The organism is Vibrio sp. 10N.261.55.F4 (assembly GCF_041470465.1).
In the GTDB taxonomy this organism is placed as follows: Bacteria; Pseudomonadota; Gammaproteobacteria; order Enterobacterales; family Vibrionaceae; genus Vibrio; species Vibrio crassostreae_C.
The window spans coordinates 36,000-55,161 of record NZ_JBFRMM010000013.1 but is presented as its reverse complement, the minus strand read 5'-3'; the positions used below and the strand labels follow the sequence as shown (position 1 = coordinate 55,161).

General features: G+C 44.8%; 19 protein-coding genes. 4 read left to right on the top strand and 15 right to left on the bottom strand.

Features of this window, described 5'->3' with window-relative positions:
• Positions 1–215: 215 nt before the first annotated feature.
• The gene (gene fadJ, locus AB4249_RS07380; RefSeq protein WP_017066142.1) at positions 216–2,432 is read right to left on the bottom strand and encodes a fatty acid oxidation complex subunit alpha FadJ; all 2,217 of its coding nucleotides are present in this window, start codon (positions 2,430–2,432) and stop codon (positions 216–218) included.
• Positions 2,432–3,739, bottom strand: coding sequence for an acetyl-CoA C-acyltransferase FadI (gene fadI, locus AB4249_RS07375; RefSeq protein WP_371721004.1), 1,308 nt, complete (start codon positions 3,737–3,739; stop codon positions 2,432–2,434). Before fadI ends, fadJ begins: the two co-directional genes overlap by 1 nt.
• A gap of 553 nt (positions 3,740–4,292) precedes the next feature.
• Between fadI and AB4249_RS07370 the strand changes: the two genes are divergently transcribed.
• The 4 genes from AB4249_RS07370 to AB4249_RS07355 all read left to right on the top strand — a co-directional run bounded on the left by AB4249_RS07370 (position 4,293) and on the right by AB4249_RS07355 (position 8,773).
• Complete coding sequence (locus AB4249_RS07370; protein WP_017060646.1) at positions 4,293–4,841, top strand: sigma-70 family RNA polymerase sigma factor; 549 nt, start codon at positions 4,293–4,295, stop codon at positions 4,839–4,841.
• Positions 4,834–5,562: a DUF3379 domain-containing protein gene (locus AB4249_RS07365; protein WP_017060647.1), complete on the top strand. Its 729-nt coding sequence runs from the start codon at positions 4,834–4,836 to the stop codon at positions 5,560–5,562. Before AB4249_RS07370 ends, AB4249_RS07365 begins: the two co-directional genes overlap by 8 nt.
• Positions 5,563–5,859: 297 nt before the next feature.
• Complete coding sequence (locus tag AB4249_RS07360) at positions 5,860–7,155, top strand: outer membrane protein transport protein (RefSeq protein WP_017060648.1); 1,296 nt, start codon at positions 5,860–5,862, stop codon at positions 7,153–7,155.
• Positions 7,156–7,450: 295 nt separating this feature from the next.
• Positions 7,451–8,773 carry an outer membrane protein transport protein gene (locus AB4249_RS07355; protein WP_010439423.1) on the top strand — a complete coding sequence of 441 codons (1,323 nt, stop codon included), beginning with the start codon at positions 7,451–7,453 and terminating at the stop codon, positions 8,771–8,773.
• A 94-nt stretch (positions 8,774–8,867) separates the two neighbouring features.
• On the opposite strand, the gene AB4249_RS07350 is transcribed toward AB4249_RS07355, so the two are convergent.
• The 13 genes from AB4249_RS07350 to AB4249_RS07290 all read right to left on the bottom strand — a co-directional run.
• The gene (locus AB4249_RS07350; RefSeq protein ID WP_010439421.1) at positions 8,868–9,653 is read right to left on the bottom strand and encodes a VacJ family lipoprotein; all 786 of its coding nucleotides are present in this window, start codon (positions 9,651–9,653) and stop codon (positions 8,868–8,870) included.
• 118 nt (positions 9,654–9,771) lie between these two features.
• Positions 9,772–10,992, bottom strand: a complete 1,221-nt coding sequence (ccmI, locus tag AB4249_RS07345; protein ID WP_372102694.1) for a c-type cytochrome biogenesis protein CcmI — start codon at positions 10,990–10,992, stop codon at positions 9,772–9,774.
• A complete protein-coding gene (locus tag AB4249_RS07340) occupies positions 10,992–11,483 on the bottom strand; it encodes a cytochrome c-type biogenesis protein (RefSeq protein WP_372102692.1) in 492 nt (163 codons plus the stop codon). Before AB4249_RS07340 ends, ccmI begins: the two co-directional genes overlap by 1 nt.
• A complete protein-coding gene (locus AB4249_RS07335) occupies positions 11,480–12,031 on the bottom strand; it encodes a DsbE family thiol:disulfide interchange protein (protein ID WP_017060653.1) in 552 nt (183 codons plus the stop codon). The genes AB4249_RS07340 and AB4249_RS07335 overlap by 4 nt, the downstream gene beginning before the upstream one ends.
• A 5-nt stretch (positions 12,032–12,036) precedes the next feature.
• Entirely contained in the window at positions 12,037–14,007 is a 1,971-nt protein-coding gene (locus AB4249_RS07330; protein WP_136979573.1) for a heme lyase CcmF/NrfE family subunit, read from the bottom strand.
• Positions 14,004–14,486: a cytochrome c maturation protein CcmE gene (gene ccmE, locus AB4249_RS07325; protein ID WP_017060655.1), complete on the bottom strand. Its 483-nt coding sequence runs from the start codon at positions 14,484–14,486 to the stop codon at positions 14,004–14,006. The genes AB4249_RS07330 and ccmE overlap by 4 nt, the downstream gene beginning before the upstream one ends.
• A complete protein-coding gene (ccmD, locus tag AB4249_RS07320) occupies positions 14,483–14,689 on the bottom strand; it encodes a heme exporter protein CcmD (protein WP_009848525.1) in 207 nt (68 codons plus the stop codon). The genes ccmE and ccmD overlap by 4 nt, the downstream gene beginning before the upstream one ends.
• Before the next feature lie 14 nt (positions 14,690–14,703).
• Entirely contained in the window at positions 14,704–15,444 is a 741-nt protein-coding gene (locus AB4249_RS07315; protein WP_017064107.1) for a heme ABC transporter permease, read from the bottom strand.
• Positions 15,445–15,592: 148 nt separating this feature from the next.
• A complete protein-coding gene (ccmB, locus tag AB4249_RS07310) occupies positions 15,593–16,261 on the bottom strand; it encodes a heme exporter protein CcmB (protein WP_017060658.1) in 669 nt (222 codons plus the stop codon).
• Position 16,262: 1 nt separating this feature from the next.
• Positions 16,263–16,880, bottom strand: a complete 618-nt coding sequence (gene ccmA, locus AB4249_RS07305; RefSeq protein ID WP_017060659.1) for a cytochrome c biogenesis heme-transporting ATPase CcmA — start codon at positions 16,878–16,880, stop codon at positions 16,263–16,265.
• 278 nt (positions 16,881–17,158) lie between these two features.
• Positions 17,159–17,671: a DUF2802 domain-containing protein gene (locus AB4249_RS07300; protein WP_372102690.1), complete on the bottom strand. Its 513-nt coding sequence runs from the start codon at positions 17,669–17,671 to the stop codon at positions 17,159–17,161.
• Entirely contained in the window at positions 17,671–18,165 is a 495-nt protein-coding gene (locus tag AB4249_RS07295) for a chemotaxis protein CheW (protein WP_017064109.1), read from the bottom strand. Before AB4249_RS07295 ends, AB4249_RS07300 begins: the two co-directional genes overlap by 1 nt.
• Before the next feature lie 72 nt (positions 18,166–18,237).
• On the bottom strand, positions 18,238–19,162 hold a 925-nt coding region (locus AB4249_RS07290), incomplete at its 5' end, for a chemotaxis protein CheW (protein WP_372082571.1).

Below are 19,162 nucleotides of genomic sequence, written 5' to 3'. Positions count from 1 at the left end.
CCTTCGTCGCTTTAGGAGATGACGGTAGTTTTGATTGACGTGTGTTTGACCACCTTTCTAATCAACGCAATAACTTACTTTTTATCTCTCAATCATCATTCCCGAGAAGGAGGAACGACTGAGTCGGGAATCTCATTCCTTTCACACTCGTTCATAAAACAGAAAAGCCCGCATCAATTGCTTGATACGGGCTTCTTAATCAATGAGTTAGAGAGTTACTTGTAGAAAGACTCACCCAATCCAGCACGTGTCAGTAGGCCATCACATGGTGCGAAACGATCACCGTACTTCTTAGCGAAATCGTTCATCATCTCAACCAGTGACTTAATGCCGATTTGATCCATATAACGGAACGGACCACCTAGGAATGGCGGGAAACCGATACCGAAAATCGCACCGATATCACCATCACGAGGGCTGCGGATAATGCCGTCGTCTAGACAACGAACCGCTTCGTTTAGCATAGGTAACACACAGCGCATCGCGATATCGTTATCGCTCAACTTAGGATCTGGTTGCAGCTTAAGCAGCTTGTAAACTGACTTATCCACTTCCTTCTTCTTGCCTTTGTAAGTGTAGAAACCTTTACCACTCTTGCGGCCTTTACGATTGTCATTCAAAAGAATATCGAACACATCAGGACCTTGGAAACGATCGCCAAGCTCATTCACTAAAATCGGAATGATCTTCGCACCGATATCAACACCCACCTCATCTAATAAAGTGATAGGACCAACCGGGAAACCGAAGTCCAATAACGTGCTGTCGAGCTTTTCAATCGGCTCGTTCGCTAGCAGTAAATGCGCTGCTTCGTTCATGTACGGAGCAAGAATACGGTTCACATAAAAACCAGCCGTGTCTTTCACAACAATCGGCGTTTTACCTTGCTTCTTCGCTAATGCAACAACCGTAGAAATCGTCTCTTCTGACGTAGTTTCATGAGGGATAACTTCTACTAGCGGCATTTTTTCGGCTGGGCTGAAGTAGTGAAGACCGACCACGTTTTCTGGTCGCTGCGCCTTCTCCGCAATCTTATGGATCGGCAATGAAGACGTATTCGTCGCGAAAATAGTCTCTGGCTTGGCATTGGCTTCGATGTCCGCAACCATTGACTGCTTAAGGTCGAGGTCTTCAAATACCGCTTCAATCACCACATCGGTGTGATTAAAGCTCGTAAAGTCGATACCACCAGACAGTTGAAGCATCTTACTTTCAAGGCCCGCTCGGCTCAGAATGCGACGCTTACGCTGCTTATCGAACAACTTGAAGTTGTAGTTAAGCGCGTTCAGTACACCTTCATTTGATACGTCTTTAATGCGTACAGGCACTTTCGCCTTAGCAACACTGACATGGCTGATGCCTGCGCCCATAAGACCACCGCCCAGCACACCAACACGCTTAACCGCTTTTGGTTCTGCGTCTGCGCCGTGTTCTTTTTTCATTTCCGTAGTAGCAAAGAAAATCGAACGAAGGGCTTTAGATTCTGAAGTCATTACCAGTTCAGAGAAACGCTTCGCTTCATACTGAAGACCTTTGTCAAAGCCGTTCTCAAGGCCATAACGAATCACGTCTAGAATCGCATCCGCTGCTGGGTAATTGCCGCGTGTTTTCTGATTAGTCTTCTTAGAAGCTTGTTCAAAAATCACTTTACGACCAAGGCCGTTACGTGAAATCAGCTTTTCTTTGGTCGACGCTTGGCTTTTCGACGCAAGACGCTTCCCTTTTTTACTGCCCGTATTCTTTTCAACAAAGCTTTTAGCGACTTCAAGCAGGATAGTTTCAGGCACACAAGCATCCACAACACCGAGCGATTTCGCTTTCTTAGCGCGCAGTTGCTTACCCGTAAGGATTAGGTCAAGAGATGGCAACAAACCAATAAGGCGAGGCAGACGCTGTGTACCGCCAGAGCCTGGTAACAGACCTAACTGTACTTCTGGCAGACCAACGCGAGTCTTATCTGAATCGGTACATACACGGTAATCACACGCCAGTGCAAGCTCTAAACCACCACCTAAACATGGGCCGTGAATCGCTGCGACTACTGGGTACGGTAGTTCAGAAAGCGTTTGGAACATCTCCTGCCCTTGGCGAGCCAGAGACTGTGCTTCGTCAGCCGTTTTACACGCATCAAGCATTCTTACATCAGCACCAGCGATAAAGTTATCTGGCTTAAGAGAATGAACGATTAGGCCCTTAACTCGGCTTTGCTTTTCTTTGAGTTGCTCGAAGATGGCTTTCATTTCTTCAGCAAAAGCCGCTTGCAGCGTGTTCATTTTCTCGTTTGGTACATCAATCGCTAACCAAGCAATATCTTGCTCATCGATATTGAGAGTAAATGCTGTCGCTTTCTTTTTGGTTGATTCAGTCGCAGAGGTTGAATCTGGTTGAGCGACTGTTTCTTTTTTTGTTGTTGCATCAAGAGTCGTAGACATTATTCTACCTCCAAGATCATTGCTGCACCTAAACCACCAGCCGCACACGCTGTGTTCAGTGCCAAGCCGCCACCGCGACGTTTCAGTTCACGTAATGTTTGAGTCATCATGCGTGCGCCAGTCGCTGCAAACGGATGTCCGTAAGCAATCGAGCTACCCAGCACGTTGAACTTCTCCATATCAATCTCACCGATCGCTTTATCGCGGCCAAGATTCTTCTGTGCAAACTCATCGCTTGCGAACATTTTCACGTTAGCCAAAACTTGGGCAGCGAATGCTTCGTGCATTTCGATCAGTGTTAGGTCTGACAACTCTAAACCGGTGTTCTTTAATACTTGTGAGGTCGCGTAAGTCGGGCCCATCAGCATATCTGTTTCAACACCAATCGCTGAGAACGCATAACCACGAATATAACCAAGCACTTCTAAGCCTAGTTCTTTCGCTTTACCTTCGCGCATCAACATCACTGCTGCACCGCCATCGGTAAGAGGCGTAGCATTGGCTGCCGTTACACTGCCGTACTTTCTATCAAAAGCGGGACGCAGCTTAGCGTAACCTTCAACCGTTGAGTCGTGGCGAATGTTGTTGTCTTCCGCTAGATACTTTTTGTAAGGCGCCGGGAATGCAGTCATCACTTCGTCTTTAATCTTGCCTTCTTTCCATGCCTGAGAAGCCAAAGAGTGAGAACGGTGAGCAAGTGCGTCTTGAGCTTCGCGAGTAATACCATGCGTCTTAGCCATTTGCTCAGCCGTTTGTCCCATGGATAAACCGGTCGAGTACTCTGCAACTGCAGGTGGTACTGGCATCAAATCTTTTACGGAAAGCGTTTTAAGAATCTTCAGCTTTTGACCCATAGTTTTCGTTTTACTCAGCGCTAATAGATTTGCCGCTAACTTTTTCGAAACACCGATAGGCAATACAGAAGAAGAGTCCGCACCGCCCGCAATACCGACATCAATCGTGCCAGCCATAATGCTTTCGGTCACGTTAACTGCCGCTTGGAAGCTGGTCGCACATGCTCGTGTGACACTGTAGGCATCGGTATTGATGTTCATGCCTGTGCCCAACACGATTTCACGCGCAATGTTCGGCGCTTCTGGCATTTGCACTACTTGGCCGAACACAACTTGTTCGATAAGCGCAGGATCGACATCCGTTCTTGCAAGCATTTCGCTCACAACCATTTTGCCTAGGTCAACCGCAGGCACTTGGCTAAATTCTGTGCTCTGACGAGCAAATGGGGTTCGTAATCCAGCGACAACGGCAACACGTTCTCCAGAACGCGTTTTGACTTCCTGTTTGCCCATGGTTTCTCCTTAAAGTTAAGAGGTCTGACCTGAAGCATTGTAAAGAAGTTGTTAATTAAATCAAACGAGCGTTTAAATAAACGTGATACGAGTATCTCACTGTTTGAAAATATAACTGCGCATTCAGGCGAACCTTTTTGGGGGAAAGGTTGTCGTAAGAGACTAAACTATTGTAAGCAAAGACTGTTATCGCTGTGTAGGGAATGGTTTTCTTGAGGCAAAAAAAAAACCACACAAAGCTGTGTGGTCGGAATGTATATAAAGCAATTAACTTAGCGCCAATTGAAATAATCAGTTTCCTGATTAGGAGAAAGTAAAGTCAGCCTTCAAAAGGAAGTGTCGTCTTGCTCAACATGCTAGCCACGAATGACTAACTAGACGACAAGGTGTACTATAACGAGTTCGAGGCCTTAGATTTTGAAGTAGATCAATTTTAATGTGATTTTACGATTTCCTGCCGATCGTTAGCTCTAAAAATATAAAAACGAAGCACAACGTATAGAGGACAGCTATACGCAGAGCAATTATGGAGGCTCGTGTGTCAATAATAAAAATGTTTGGAAAGAAAACAGCCAAGCGTCCGGTCAACTCTGATATGGACAAACAAAGAAAATACGAAGCACTTGTGCGCGCCTATCATCGTGACCTCTTTCGCTACGCCTATTGGTTATGCAAAGACAAAAGCATTGCCGAAGACTTAGTTCAAGAAACTTGCCTTCGTGCATGGAAGTCACTCGATAGCCTTCAAGATGAAAAAGCCGCCAAATCTTGGCTGATTACCATCTTGAGACGCGAGAACGCTCGACGTTTTGAACGCAAACAGTTTGATCTGGTTGATATCGACGATCACGGTAACGATGCTAGTGTCAGTGATGACCCGCACCATCAGCATCAGTGGTTGCAAGCCCAGATCATGAAACTTGAAATTGATTACCGTGAACCTCTCTTCTTGCAAGTGATTGGTGGTTTTAGTGGTGATGAGATTGCCGATATTCTCGATCTCAACAAAAACACGGTGATGACACGTTTATTCAGAGCTCGAAATCAGTTGAAAGAGCTGTTGGATACAGAAGAGGCAGAGAGGGGGCAACATAATGGATGATTTGGAATTTCGTCGTCGTGTATTGTCGGAACCTAAACAACGTACACAAGATATTGTTGATGCGACCGCGAATAGCGAAGCCAATAGTAACTTCTTAGACGATGTACTAGCGCTTGATAAACAGATCCACTCTGCGATGAATGTGGATGTGCCAGACGATCTTGCTGATCGTATTCTGTTCAATCAGACCTCAAGCGAAGAAAGCAAAGTAGTAAGGCCAACGTTTGCGAGACGAGCAATGGCAATGGCCGCCTCAGTAGCATTCGTTGCAGGTTTATTAGTTGGCCAAGTGAATTGGGGAAATGCATTCGTTTCACCTGCGCAAGCTAGTTTAGTTGATACAGCGATGAAGCATGTTGTTGATGAGAAGAGCTTTGTTAGTAGCATCGATGAACAGGTTACATCGCAGCAGATCAACGCAAAAATGAACCCATTTGCTTTTCAGTTTGATGACGCTTTCCCTTACCATGTTTATTACCTAAACCACTGTGGCTTTGGTAAATCCAACGCAGTACATATGGTCTTCCAAGGCGCAAAAGGCAAAGTAACACTGTTTTTAACCGGTATTCCAACAGACAAACCTATCGATTTTGATGAAAAAGGCATGTCCGGCTCGGTAACACCCGTAGATGGCAGCAGCTTAATCCTTGTGGGTGAAAATGGTGAGGATGTTTCCAAAATCGCCGAAAAGCTGACAAAAATGATCAAACCAATGAGCTGATTCGCTCTTAAAGCCCCGTCACAAAAGGCCCAGCAATTATATTACTGATATTGCTGGGCTTTATTTATAAATAAACCACAAAACCATTCACACCACCAATACCTCTAGAGTTAAAACTCTAAAAAACAGCATTTCACACCATTTTCGTGCCAGATAGGCGTCATTTCCATAATTTTCCACTCAAAATTCCCAATGGTCGGATTTGTATATCGTATACTTGCGAATAGGATCAGCCACCATTGAGCAATTGCTCAAATTAATCGCCCTGTAGAGGCGGATATATAAAGGAATAAATGAATGACTACCAACAACACGCGTCTGTTTAAAAAGTCTCTTTTAGCAGTAACAATTACACTGGCGTCTTCGCAAGCGATGGCAGCAGGTTTCCAACTTAACGCACAATCAGCTACCGGCCTTGGCCGTGCTTTTGCTGGTGATGCAGTAATCGCAGATAACGCGTCAGTAATGGCTCGTAACCCAGCGGCAATGGCACTGTTTGATAAAGTTGAACTATCTTTAGGTTTCACTTCGATCACTTCGAAAATTGAAGTCAAAGATGCCACTTACACTAGCGCATTAACTGGTTCAACACCTTCAAACTATGATGATGCGGGTGATACTTCTATCGCACCTAACATCCACTTAATTGTGCCTGTTAATGACCAATTTGCATGGGGCGTCAATGCCTACACTAACTTTGGTACTAAAACTGAGTTTGACGATTCGTTTGCAGGTTCTGAATATGGTGGCCTAACTGACGTTAAAAGTATGAACTTAGGGGTAGCTGGCTCATACCGTTTGAATGAACAGTGGAGCTTTGGTGCAGGTTTAGACTTCATCTATGGACAAGGTAAGCTTGAGCGTAAAATTACGCTGCCTAATAATGTAGCAAACCCTACAGGTGTTCAAGAATACACAGCTCTAGATGCAGACGCTGACGGTTGGGCTGTAGGCTTTAACTTGGGTACAGTTTTCGAGCTAGATAAAGATAATAGATTTGGCTTAGCATATCGTTACAGCCCAACTCTAGAAGCTGAAGGTGATATTACTGGTATTGGAGTGAACCCAGCAACAGGAGATGTTGTTAACGCAACATACAAAAACGATACATTAAACATGCCGTTACCTAGCATGATTGAGTTCTCTGGTTACCATATGCTACCAGACTCTAAGTTTGCTGTTCACTACAGCGTTCAATGGATTGGTTGGAGCGCATTTGACGTACTAGAGGCTGACAAAGCCGGTGAGTTAAATGAGTATAAATGGCAAGATGGGATGCATTACGCTCTTGGTACAACTTACTACATGAATAAAGATTGGACATTACGTGCCGGTTACATGTACGACACAAGTGCCCAAGATAGTATTACATCAGTTTCGGTACCAGATTCTGATCGTCAATGGTTCTCTGCTGGCTTCACATACCACATTGATACAGCTTCAAACGTAGATTTCGGCTTCACTTACCTACTGGGTGATGATGTAAAAGTCAATGAAACTACTGAAATATCAGGAACTACAATTTCATCAATAGAAGCAACAACTCATGCTGATGCTATCTTAGTTGGTCTTCAATACAGCCGTAGCTTCTAATATAAGCTAATAAGTAATCCCAAAGGGTCGCATTATGCGACCCTTTTTTATTGCCTAAACTACTGACCCACATCAATTTAAGCTTACAACTGTAGCCTGCAAGGTCAATATATGACTACAAGTGTACGCTCAAACTTCGCAACACAGCAGAAACATTTAGATTATTTCTCTAATAATTAAACACATTTACTCATTAAATCCCTAAAACACTGTTTTATTCGAATTTCATTTTTAAAGTAATGACTCTAAACGTAGAATCACGCCACTAAATACTTATGATTCAGCGAACATAATAATGAAAATGAATAAGACTCTTCTATCTGCTGCTGTGGCAGTTGGACTACTTTCGACTTCTACCGTAACTCACGCGGCAGGTTTTCAACTAGCAGAATACTCGGCAACAGGCCTAGGCCGCGCATACGCTGGTGAAGCAGCAATGGCTGACGGTGCAGATGCTCAATGGCGTAACCCTGCAATGCTGACTTATCTAGAAGGCACACAAGTTTCTGTTGGTGGTATTTACGTTAACCCTAACATTGATGTTAAAGGTGAAGTAAACCACGCTCACCCAGCGTTAGGTACAAGCCAAGCATCTTCAAACGATTTCGCAGATGACGCTATTATCCCGAATCTTTACATTTCTCACCGTTACAACGAAAAGTTTGCTATCGGTTTTGCATTTGGCACGAATTACGGAATGGAAACGAATTTAGGTGACGACTTCAACGCATCTCATTTCGGTAACGAAGCAAGCGTAATCACTAAAGAAGCTAACTTAAACTTCGCTTATCAAGTTGTTGAGCAAGTAAGCATTGGTGGCGGTATCCGTTACGTTATGGGTGAAGGCAGCTTCGGTGCAACAGCACCAGCGAAAAATGCAATTGGTCTAGATTCAAACCAAATGCCGATCTCAGCTCCAGAAGGCACTACACTGAAATATATGGAAGGTGAAGACACCGCTTGGGGTTGGCAAGTAGGTACAGCGTGGCAGATCAACGAAGACCACCGTATCGGTTTTGCCTACAAGTCTGAGGTTGAGCTGAAGTTAGAAGGTCACGCAGAAGGCATCGGCTTTGGCATGACACCTGGTCAACGTGACAATGGACATATGATGTTAGCACTTCCTGCAACAGCAGAGCTTGCAAGTTTCCATCAACTCACTAAAGCACTTGCAATCCATGCTAGTTTTAATTGGACTGACTGGAGTTCTTTCGAAAAATTGCAAGCTGAGCTAGATACATATGGTAGCCATACAGTTAAGGTTGAGAATTGGGAAGATAACTATCGCTTTGCTGTAGGCGCAACTTACCAAATTGACCCTAAACTGGCACTACGTACAGGTGTGGCTTACGATACTTCTGCAGTTAGCGATAAAAACCGTACTATCACTATTCCAGAAACTGACCGCACATGGTTAAGTGTTGGTGCTGGTTACCAATGGTCTGAACAGCTTTCATTGGATGCTGGCTTTACTTACATCATTGCTAAAGATGCTCCCATCACAGAATCTCGCGGTTACGCATCTGACGATGCAGCCGAAGCTGTTGGCGGCCAATTTATTGGTACAACAACGGGTAATGTTTGGCTAGTTGGTGTACAAGCTAACTACCGCTTCTAATCTGTTTTACTTAATCTAAAGTAACAAGCATTAAAAAGGCTCGATGTTGTATCAACATCGAGCCTTTCTTTTGTCGATTTTCTAAAACGTATTTCTAGTAATCTTCTAGATAACCATCAATGAAGTCTTCTTCTTCGAGATCAAACTCTTCAGGTTCAATTTCGGCTTTAAAGTCACGACGTTGAATGTAGACCTCACGAGTCAAAGCATATGGATCTGGCGAGTCGTCCAATAGTGATTCTTGTGACACTAACTGAGCGCGAGTCTCCATACCTTCAAATGCCCACTTACCTAAGCTAGCCCAAAAGTTCAAAAACGATAGAGGGACATACAAACCATCGACGGTTTCAGTTACTTCACGCGTCGTTAGTGGACCATAACCCGGCACCATAAAATACGGACCATTACCTACCCCGTAATGACCAATCGCATCAGAAAATGATTTGTCGTCGTACTTGGTGATCCCTGCTTCGCTGGCAATATCGATTAAGCCTAACAAACCAATCGTTGAGTTAATCCAAAAACGATTAAAATGGTCGAGTGCTTTTTCACCATTACCCATAATGAGGTTGTTCACCATACTTGATGGCTCGTCTAAGTTGGCTAGAAAATTGGAAATGCCAGAACGTATTGGCACAGGAGTATAGTCAACATAAGCGAGAGAAACAGGGCGAACCAAATAAGGATCTAGATATTCGTAGTTGATATCCCACATCGCTCGGTTGAAGCCTTCAAAAGGATCGTTCGGGTGGGACTCTTCGACGTATTCAGAGGTTTCGAAGTTATCATCGTTAACGCTTTCGTCCGGCGCGCTAGAGCAACCCACCGTTAAGCTTGCGATAAATAATAAACTCGAGAGTCTTAAAACACTGATAGACATATCACCTTTTCCATAAGGAATAATAAAAAAGGCCAGCAATCGCTGGCCTCAATTGTTTGCGTAAGTCTATACCGTTTATCGCAAAATCGGAATAGCTAACACCTATGCAAACTGATGATTAATATTGCTTATTGATGTTGATAGTCACTGGAGCACCCAGTTCAACCACTTCACTTTCACCGTACCAATCACCTTCGCGAGTTGAAACGTTGCCGTCTGTATCAAGCCTAGCTCTAACCATCAGTGTTTCAAGGCTAGACAGCTCTTGCCCTTCCAGCATGCTGTTGCCGTCATCTAGCACAACCGTACGAGGGAAAGTCCCTAGTGGGTAGCGTGCCGCTGCGATAGGCATTGGAGAACCATCAGCTCTGTGTACTGACACAATTAACACTGAGTTAGGGTCAGCATTCACGTCTGCAGATAGATCGAGCGTTACAGCAACAGTCTTACCTTGGTCGACACCCATAGTGTCGCCCATTTTCTTCTGAGCACTTTCAATACTGCGCGAAAGCATTTCATAGCGACTGTCTTGTGGACCAATCATCTGTTGCATGATGCTCCAGTACTTCACAGCACCCGGGTAGTCTTGACGCTCAAACGCATCGAACGCTAGCAGTGAGAACACACGAAGGTCGACGTAATCGTTTTGAATCAAACGGCTCAAAATCAAACGAGCTTGGTTTTGATCCGCTTCATCAGGTGAAAGCATCAGTGCTTGTGCGAAACCTAACTGAACATCTTCATTCTTAGGTTCAAGCTTGTAAGCTCGCTCCATAGAATCTTTTGCTGTTTCAGCATCACGGTTAGCCAGTGCAATACGACCGAGTAGTAACCAACCTGTTGAATCTTTTGGTTGGTAATGCAGACGAGTACGAAGCGCCAGAGTCAAATCTTCCAGTTCATCATCCGTTAGTGCACCACCTTCCGATGACATTAGCTTTTTAGACAACTCAGGGAGGTTCGAGCTCACTTCTTGCCAGTGTTGAACTTTGTCCAATGCACCGAACTTAAAGTACATACCATAAGTCACAGCCACGACAAGAATGATCGACGGTACAACCACACCAAGCGTAGAGATTTGAGTTTTCTTCATCTCTTCTTGTGCAGGAACATCATCAAGCAGAGACTGTTTCAAATCAGCGATCAGTTCTTGTTGGTTATCAACAAGACCTTCCTCTGCTTCTACTTCTAACTCGACAAGACGGTCTTTATAGAACGCTTTATTCAACTCGTCGCGAAGCATCTCGTCATTGTTTGCCTTCTTGTTAATGAAAGGCAGAACAATTAAGAAAATTGCCGCTAGCGAAAGGATAATGGTAGAAATCCAAAATAGAGTCATTACTTCTTATCTCCGTCGTTCTCTTCATCGAGTAACGCTTTTAAGCGAGCTTCTTTGTCTGCATCCCAGTCTTTATCTGACTCTACTGCTGCTTTTGATTTTGACTTTCTGCTTCGTAAAACAATCAAACCAAATCCAAACACAACAACCGCAAACGGACCAACCCATAGGATCGATGTAGCTAAGGTCAGTGGCGGGTTGTACGTTACAAAGTTACCGTAACGAGCAATCATGTAATCAATAATTTCTTGCTCAGACTTGCCGTCTTTTGTCATCTCGTACACTTTTTGGCGTAAGTCGACCGCTAGCTCAGCATTCGAATCACCAATCGTGTTGTTCTGACATTTAGGGCAACGTAGCGTATTACTCAACTCTTTGAACTGCTGTTCTTGATCTACGGTATCAAATTCATGGAACTCGATAGGCGCAGCAGAAACAGTCGCTGAAATTGCGAACGTAGCGAATAGAGTAATCAGTGCCTTTCTAATCATTTCGATTCCTCCAACAACTCTTGATACATCGGCTCAAGCGTCGATGCCCAGTTGGTTGGGTTCACGTCACCAACATGGCGGTAGCGAACTACGCCGTTAGCATCGATTAGGAAAGTTTCAGGCGCGCCATACACGCCAAGGTCAAGACCTAGCATGCCATTACCATCAAACAGGCTAATTAGGTACGGGTTACCCAACTCTTTTAGCCAACCAACCGCTTTGTTGCGATCATCTTTGTAGTTAAGACCAATGATCTTAACGCCTTGATCCGCAAGCTTGTTCAGGTAAGAGTGCTCTGCATAACAAGTAGGACACCAAGTCGCCCACACGTTAAGAAGCAGTGGCTCGCCTTTAAAGATCGCTTGATCATGAAACTTACCTGGTTGTTCTAAGTCTTCTAGACCAAACTCAGGAACAGGCTTACCAATCAATACGGATTCTAGCTTAGTTGGGTCATCGCCCGACTGGTTGCGCATTAATTGCGTTGCAAAGATTCCAGCTAGAACCATGAACGCAATCAATGGAATGAATAAAATCTTCTTGTTCATTCGAATTAAGCCTCCTGCTCTTCAGCCGACTTTTTGATTGGCTTACGGAAACGGTAACGACGGTCACTGATAGCAATAGCGCCACCAATCGACATAATCAAAGAACCTGCCCAGATCCAACGTACAAATGGTTTGTAGTAGATACGTACAGCCCAAGATTTGTTGTCGTCTAAACGTTCACCCATTGCAATGTAAAGGTCGCGCGTTACGCCACGGTCAATCGCTGCTTCTGTCATCATAGACTTAGCTGTGGTGTAGAAACGTTTTTCAGCGTGAAGCGTGTTGATGTATTTGCCTTCTTTAGTAATTTCAAAGTCAGCAATGTAACCATCGTAGTTAGGACCATCTTTGTCACGAACCCCTGTAAACAGGAAGCTGTATTCTTCAAGCTGGTAGCTTTCACCTGGCGCCAGACGTACATCACGTTCGATGCTGTAGTTTTGCACCATCGCGATACCAATCACTGTCACGGCTAAACCTATGTGACCACACATCATTGCCCAGTGGCTACGAGGTAGCTTAGTTAGACCTTTCAAGAATGTATGACGGTGAGTCGCACGCTCATGCAGCTCAAAGCCGTGCATGAAGATGATCCAGAACGCCATTACCCAACCAGCAAACGCAGTACCACTGAAGCGGTCAGCCAGTAGAGCAACCATTAGCGCACTCAAGCCAAGTGAGAGTGCACCTGAAATCAGCATTGGTTTAACAAGCTTAGACAGGTTGTCACGTTTCCATCGGATCAGAGGACCGATACCAAGCAGGAACGAGAACGGGATCATTAACCAGAAGAACAACATATCAAAGAATGGTGCACCGATAGATACCGAGCCCAAGCCTAACTGTTTGTGAACTAATGGCAGTAGCGTACCTACTAACACAACGACAAGCGCTGCAATCAGTAAGATGTTGTTACCAAGCAGTGCGTTTTCACGAGAAACCAGATCGAAGTTACCGCGAACACGAACCGATGCGCCTTTAATAGCAAACAACAGCAGTGAACCACCGATAACAAAGACTAGGAAACCTAGAATAAACATACCACGAGCAGGATCCGACGCGAATGCGTGAACCGATACCAAGATGCCCGAACGAACTAAGAATGTCCCTAGTAAGCTTAGCGAGAATGCAGAGATAGCCAGCAGTACTGTCCAAGCTTTAAATGTGCCACGCTTCTCAGTTACCGCTAGTGAGTGCATTAGAGCAGTACCAGCCAACCAAGGCATGAATGAAGCGTTTTCTACTGGATCCCAGAACCACCAGCCACCCCATCCAAGTTCGTAGTAAGCCCACCATGAACCTAGTGCGATACCTACCGTTAGGAATAACCAAGCTGCGATTGTCCAAGGACGCGACCAACGAGCCCATGCCGTATCAAGACGACCACTCATTAGAGAAGCGATTGCGAAAGAGAACGCAACAGAGAAACCTACATAACCCATGTAAAGCATTGGCGGGTGAATAATCAAACCCGGATCTTGCAGTAGTGGGTTCAGGTCACGGCCATCAACAGGGAAGAAAGGCAATGTACGTAAGAACGGGTTAGACGTCACGATAATGAACAGCAAGAAGCCGACAGTAATCAGACCCATGATAGCCAAAACACGAGCCACAGACTCTTGAGGCATACCACGACTGAATGTCGCTACTGCTACAGTCCAACCCGCTTGGATGAGAACCCAAAGCAGTAATGAACCTTCGTGCGCACCCCAAACCGCCGTAATTCGGTAGTACCAAGGTAGTTGGCTGTTTGAGTTACTTGCTACGTATTGAATCGTAAAATCATTGGTGTAAAACGCGTAACACAAGATAAAGAACGAAATCGCTAAGAATCCGAACATACCCCACGACAACGGTCGTGCGCTGTTCATCAATAATGTGTTATTTCGAGCGGCTCCATACAATGGGAGCACGCTTAGCAGCAATGCAAGTCCCAAGGACAGGATCATCGCAAAATGGCCGATCTCGGCTATCATTGAGCATTTCCTTCTTTTTGTTCAGTCGTGTATTGCAAAGGCTCATGGGTTTTCTTCATTGCTTCCGCAACTTCAGAAGGCATGTACTCTTCATCGTGCTTTGCCAACACCTCAAACGCTTCGATTGTCGTTGCATTTTTAAGGACACCCTGAGCAACAATACCTTGTCCTTCACGGAAAAGATCAGGAAGGATACCATCGTATAGAATTGTTACTTTAGGGCCTACATCCGCCAAATCGAAGCTTACACGTAGTGATTCATTGTCACGGCTTACAGAGCCGACTACGACCATGCCACCAATACGTAGGCGTTGACCAACTTCAGGTTTCTTACCATCTTTGCCGTTGACCAGCTCAGTTGGTGTGTAGAACAGATCCATGTTCTGGTTAAGTGCGTAAACCATCAATCCAACAGTCGCACTGATACCAAAAAAGATCGCTAAGACAATGCCCAGCCTCTTTTTACGTCTTGGGTTCATAGAGTGTTCTCCATATTTTTTGCTGCATCGATACGAGCCTGACGATCAATCTTAGCTTGTACTTCATTTAGTAATTGCTTACCACGACGAACGCTTACGACCAGTAAAATGATCATCGCGAGAAATGTGATTCCAAATGCACTCCATACATAGGAGGCATAGCCTCCCATGGCAAAGAAATCACTCAAAGATTCAAAATACATAATTACCTACCCTACTACGCTTTTTCAGCCGCAAGCTTGCGAACCCATGGACGGTGACTTTCTTTACTGATGATTTCGTTACGGAAACGAACCATAGTCACAGCACCAAAGAAAAAGGCGAAGCCGAAGATGTTAAGAAGAAGCGGCCATAACATGTCACTTGAAATAGAAGGCTTGTCGAACTTAGTGATCGTCGCGCCTTGGTGAAGTGTGTTCCACCACTCTACTGAAAAGTGAATGATAGGTAGGTTGATGACACCAACGATAGCCAAGATACCCGCCGCTTTTGCTGCTGTTTTTTGGTCGTCAAAAGCGTGGTGTAGTGCAATCACACCCAAGTATAGGAATAGAAGAATCAGCTCTGAGGTTAAACGCGCATCCCAAACCCACCAGGCGCCCCACATTGGTTTACCCCAAACAGCGCCGGTTAGTAACGCAATGAAGGTAAACACAGCACCAATCGGTGCCATCGCCAGTGCGGCCATGTCTGATAGCCTTACCTGCCATACCAAACCGATAAAGGCAGCAATCGCCATCGACATGTAAACGCCCATAGACCAGATTGCAGACGGTACATGGATGTAGATGATACGGAAGCTATCGCCTTGTTGGTAATCAGAAGGCGCAAATGCAAGCCCCCACACGGTACCGACGGATAGACACAATAGCGCTAGGATCGAAAACCATGGCAAAAGTTTACCAGCAAGCTGATAAGAGGTTTCTGCTTTGGCATAGGGATGGAGCCATTTCCACATGTTGTAATCTCACTCTTACTTCATATTGCTTACAGCTATTAAAGCTATAATTATAATAATTTTATTTGTCTTGCTTTCAGTTTTATTGACTCTATGAGTCCAATCGTCACATTTGGTTCACATTGGCTATACGATAACGGAACCCCAATCAGTTCACACTCACTCTAAGTGCGGCACTGATCGCAAAAGGCGTCATAGTCATCGCACCCATTAACATTGCCCCAAGCACCGCCAATTGGCCGTTGTACGCAACGCCCAAAGCCGCAGCGTCAATCGCTGACGTCGCGAAAATCAAAATGGGGATGTAAAGCGGCAAGATTAACAGGCTTAACAGGACTCCGCCCTTCTGTAACCCAACGGTTAACGCAACACCAATCGCACCAATAAAACTCAATGCGGGTGTTCCTACCAGCAAGGTCAACACAACTGAGAGCCATGTATCAAAATCTAAAGACAACAAAACAGCCAATAATGGGCTGATTAAAATCAATGGTAACCCGGTCAACAACCAGTGTGCTATGACTTTGGACAATACTACCAACTGCAACGGGATTGGCATCAGCATCATCTGTTCAAGGGCGCCATCTTGAAAATCATCACGGAAAAGACGCTCTAAAGAGAGCAATGCAGAGAGCAAAGCGGCCACCCAAACAATACCCGCAGCAATACGCGCAAGTAGGTTTGGCTCTGGGCCAATACTCAAAGGGAAAAGCGTGATAACAATGATGAAGAACCACAAAGGGTTAAAGATATCCGCTTGACGTCGAAACGCGATAAGCAGTTCGCGTCGGATAATCGTGGTCATTGAAGAGATCATATTACTCACCCAACTTTATTTTTCTTAGTTTCGGGCTATCAGCAAACATATCTTGGTGTGTGGTTAACAACACAATGCCACCGTTGTCTGCATGCTGAGAAAAAAGAGATTCGAGAACTTTCACGCCCTGCTTATCAATGGCAGTCAGCGGCTCATCAAGAATCCACAACATTTGCTTGCTCAACCAAAGGCGAGCCAACGCAACTCGGCGTTGTTGGCCTGCTGAAAGTTGCCCCGCAGGTACGTCTTCTCTGCCCGCAAGCCCGACTTGAGCCAGCGCGTGATAAAGCTCTTCTTTGCTGGTACCGCCACTGTGAATCGACTGATAAAAGCTCAGATTCTCATAAGCACTAAGCTCGCGCTTTACGCCTGTTTGGTGACCAAGAAAAAGTAAATTTTGATGATAAACATCTCGACTCGATTCAATAGACTCACCGTCCCAAGAGATAGTGCCGTCATCGCGATCGCCTAAGCCAGTAATAATCCTAAGGAGTGTCGTTTTCCCGGTACCGTTACGACCTTCAACTTGAACCAGCTCACCTGGTTTCAATTGAAAAGACAACGATTCAAACAGAATCCTGTCGTCACGAATAGCAGTTAAATTTGAGACTTCTAGCATAGGTAAATTTAGTCGAGTAATGAGAGCGCTATAGTAGCACACCAACATGGTGACAAAACAGGACTAGGCGTTTTCGATAGAACAAAGTCGGTAAGAAACTGTTACCACCTCATCACAATTTACACATTTTCATCAACAAACAAGATATTGTCGTAGATACAAGCACTTATAAACATCGTTCTATATAGATCGGACAGGCATAAAAAAAGAAGCCGAAGCTTCTTTTAAGAGGAATACGTAATAAACATCAATTGCTCAATACGAATTAAGCGCTCAATTTAACGACGTCGAGGCGGGTCTCTTCGTTCACGAGAAGCGGCCGGTTGTCCATCTAGCGATGAAGGATTACTTCTTAACGAAGGAATTTTCTCTTTACCTGCGAGCTTATTCTGCAAAGACATCATGAGCTCAGCTTCCGCTTTCGGCAGTTCACACTCTTCAATTAGTTCGTTAATTCCAGCGCCAAGCTGAACCATTTTCGTTGCACGTGTGTACAAACGTCCATCGGTATCCGCATGTTCCAGCTCAACAATACGTTCATTCAAATGTTTGATAAGATCTTGTTGTTCAGTCACTTTCTGGCCAAGGCCAACCACAACAGAGCGAACCTCAAGTAATTGCTTACTCGATTTTTGAAGCTCTTTGTCCAAGTTACGAACTTGCAGGCGTGACTGATCGAGCTGCTTTTGAATCGCACGTTTTACTTTGCTAATCAAAATCAGGATAAATAACGTAAAAACCCCAACGCCTGATATCAGAGCGACAGGGCTTAAAGGAAGCGCTTCAAACATTACAGGTGAGCCATCTCATCCCATTCGTCTTCGCTTAGTAGTTTGTTTAGATCTACTAAGATAAGTAGCTTGCCATCTCGGTTACTTACACCTTGGATGAACTTAGCACTTTCATCAGTACCAACACTTGGCGTTGTGTCGATTTCAGAAGAACGCAGGTAAACCACTTCAGCAACGCTATCTACTAGAATGCCAATTACTTGACGCTCAGATTCAATAACGATGATACGAGTGTTGTCTGTGATTTCACCTTGCATCAAACCAAAGCGAGAACGAGTGTCGATAACAGTAACAACGTTACCACGTAGGTTAATAATACCTAGAACGTAATCTGGAGCACCCGGTACTGGAGCAATTTCGCTGTAACGTAGTACTTCACGTACTTGCATTACGTTGATGCCGTAAGTTTCTTCTTCTAGCTGGAAAGTCACCCATTGAAGTACTTCATCATTCGTTTGCTCTTTTCTTACTTCAACTTCACTCATATGAGACATAGATAATCCTCTTGCCGTCGTTACCGACCACTATTATTAACTTGATGCTTATTGTTAGCCCAATGCTTATTACTAGCTTAATGCTTTTACATCTAGCCCTGCGTTTAGCATGGCGATTAATGCTTCAACATGAATCAAAGCACACATTTTTTCTTTTACCATACCAGCGAGCCATGGGCGTTTCCCTGCCATTTCTCGCCAACGTACTTTGTCTGTATTAAGTAGCTCGGTGCCTTTGAGCTCTGTGCCCGCCAGGCCCCACAAGCTCTCTCCAAGCATCACTATATATTGATAGTTTTCTTTGTATTCGTCACCTGATAGTTTCTCAGACATCACCCATTTTGCGGTGTCGACCACATCTAGCTGACTATCACGGTTGGTTTGTAAACCCAAATACCAAGCTGGCTTACCAATGATATGACTTAACTCTTCAAGGCGATGGATGCCGCCAAGCTCATCAAGTGGCACCGCAAAGGTCACGCCGTTTACATCAAAATACAAGACTTGAAAGTCTTCTTTGCGAACCGTACTTTCCCAAGAGGTAAACTGGTCAGCACCTCCTGCTTGAGTTTCGGGTTCAATAACTGTCTCGGGATCAGGAACGTCAAGTTCAGGCTCAACAGCCTTAACTTCTACTTGTTCCGTCTCCAACGATTCAGCTTGTAACTCTTCAATTTGCTGCGATTCAACAGGTGGCTCTACAACAATTGACAAATCGGGTTCTGGAAGATTCCAATCCTGAATCTCTGGCTCTTCGAACACTTGAACAGACTCAACCGCGGCATCAAACATTTGCATGTCTGCTTGCTGGGCGATTTTCTGGGTGTTCTGATCCATCAACTCATCAAGGTTCAGTTCATCAACAACATTGGTCGCCTCTAAACGGCTGAGTAGTTTCTGAACATCTTCAAGGTTAGGAACCTCAAACTCAGCCGCGCGTATTTCTGCGTAGCTTGAGTGGTGACTCGAAAATTGGCGCTCTGGCTCTGGCTCTGGC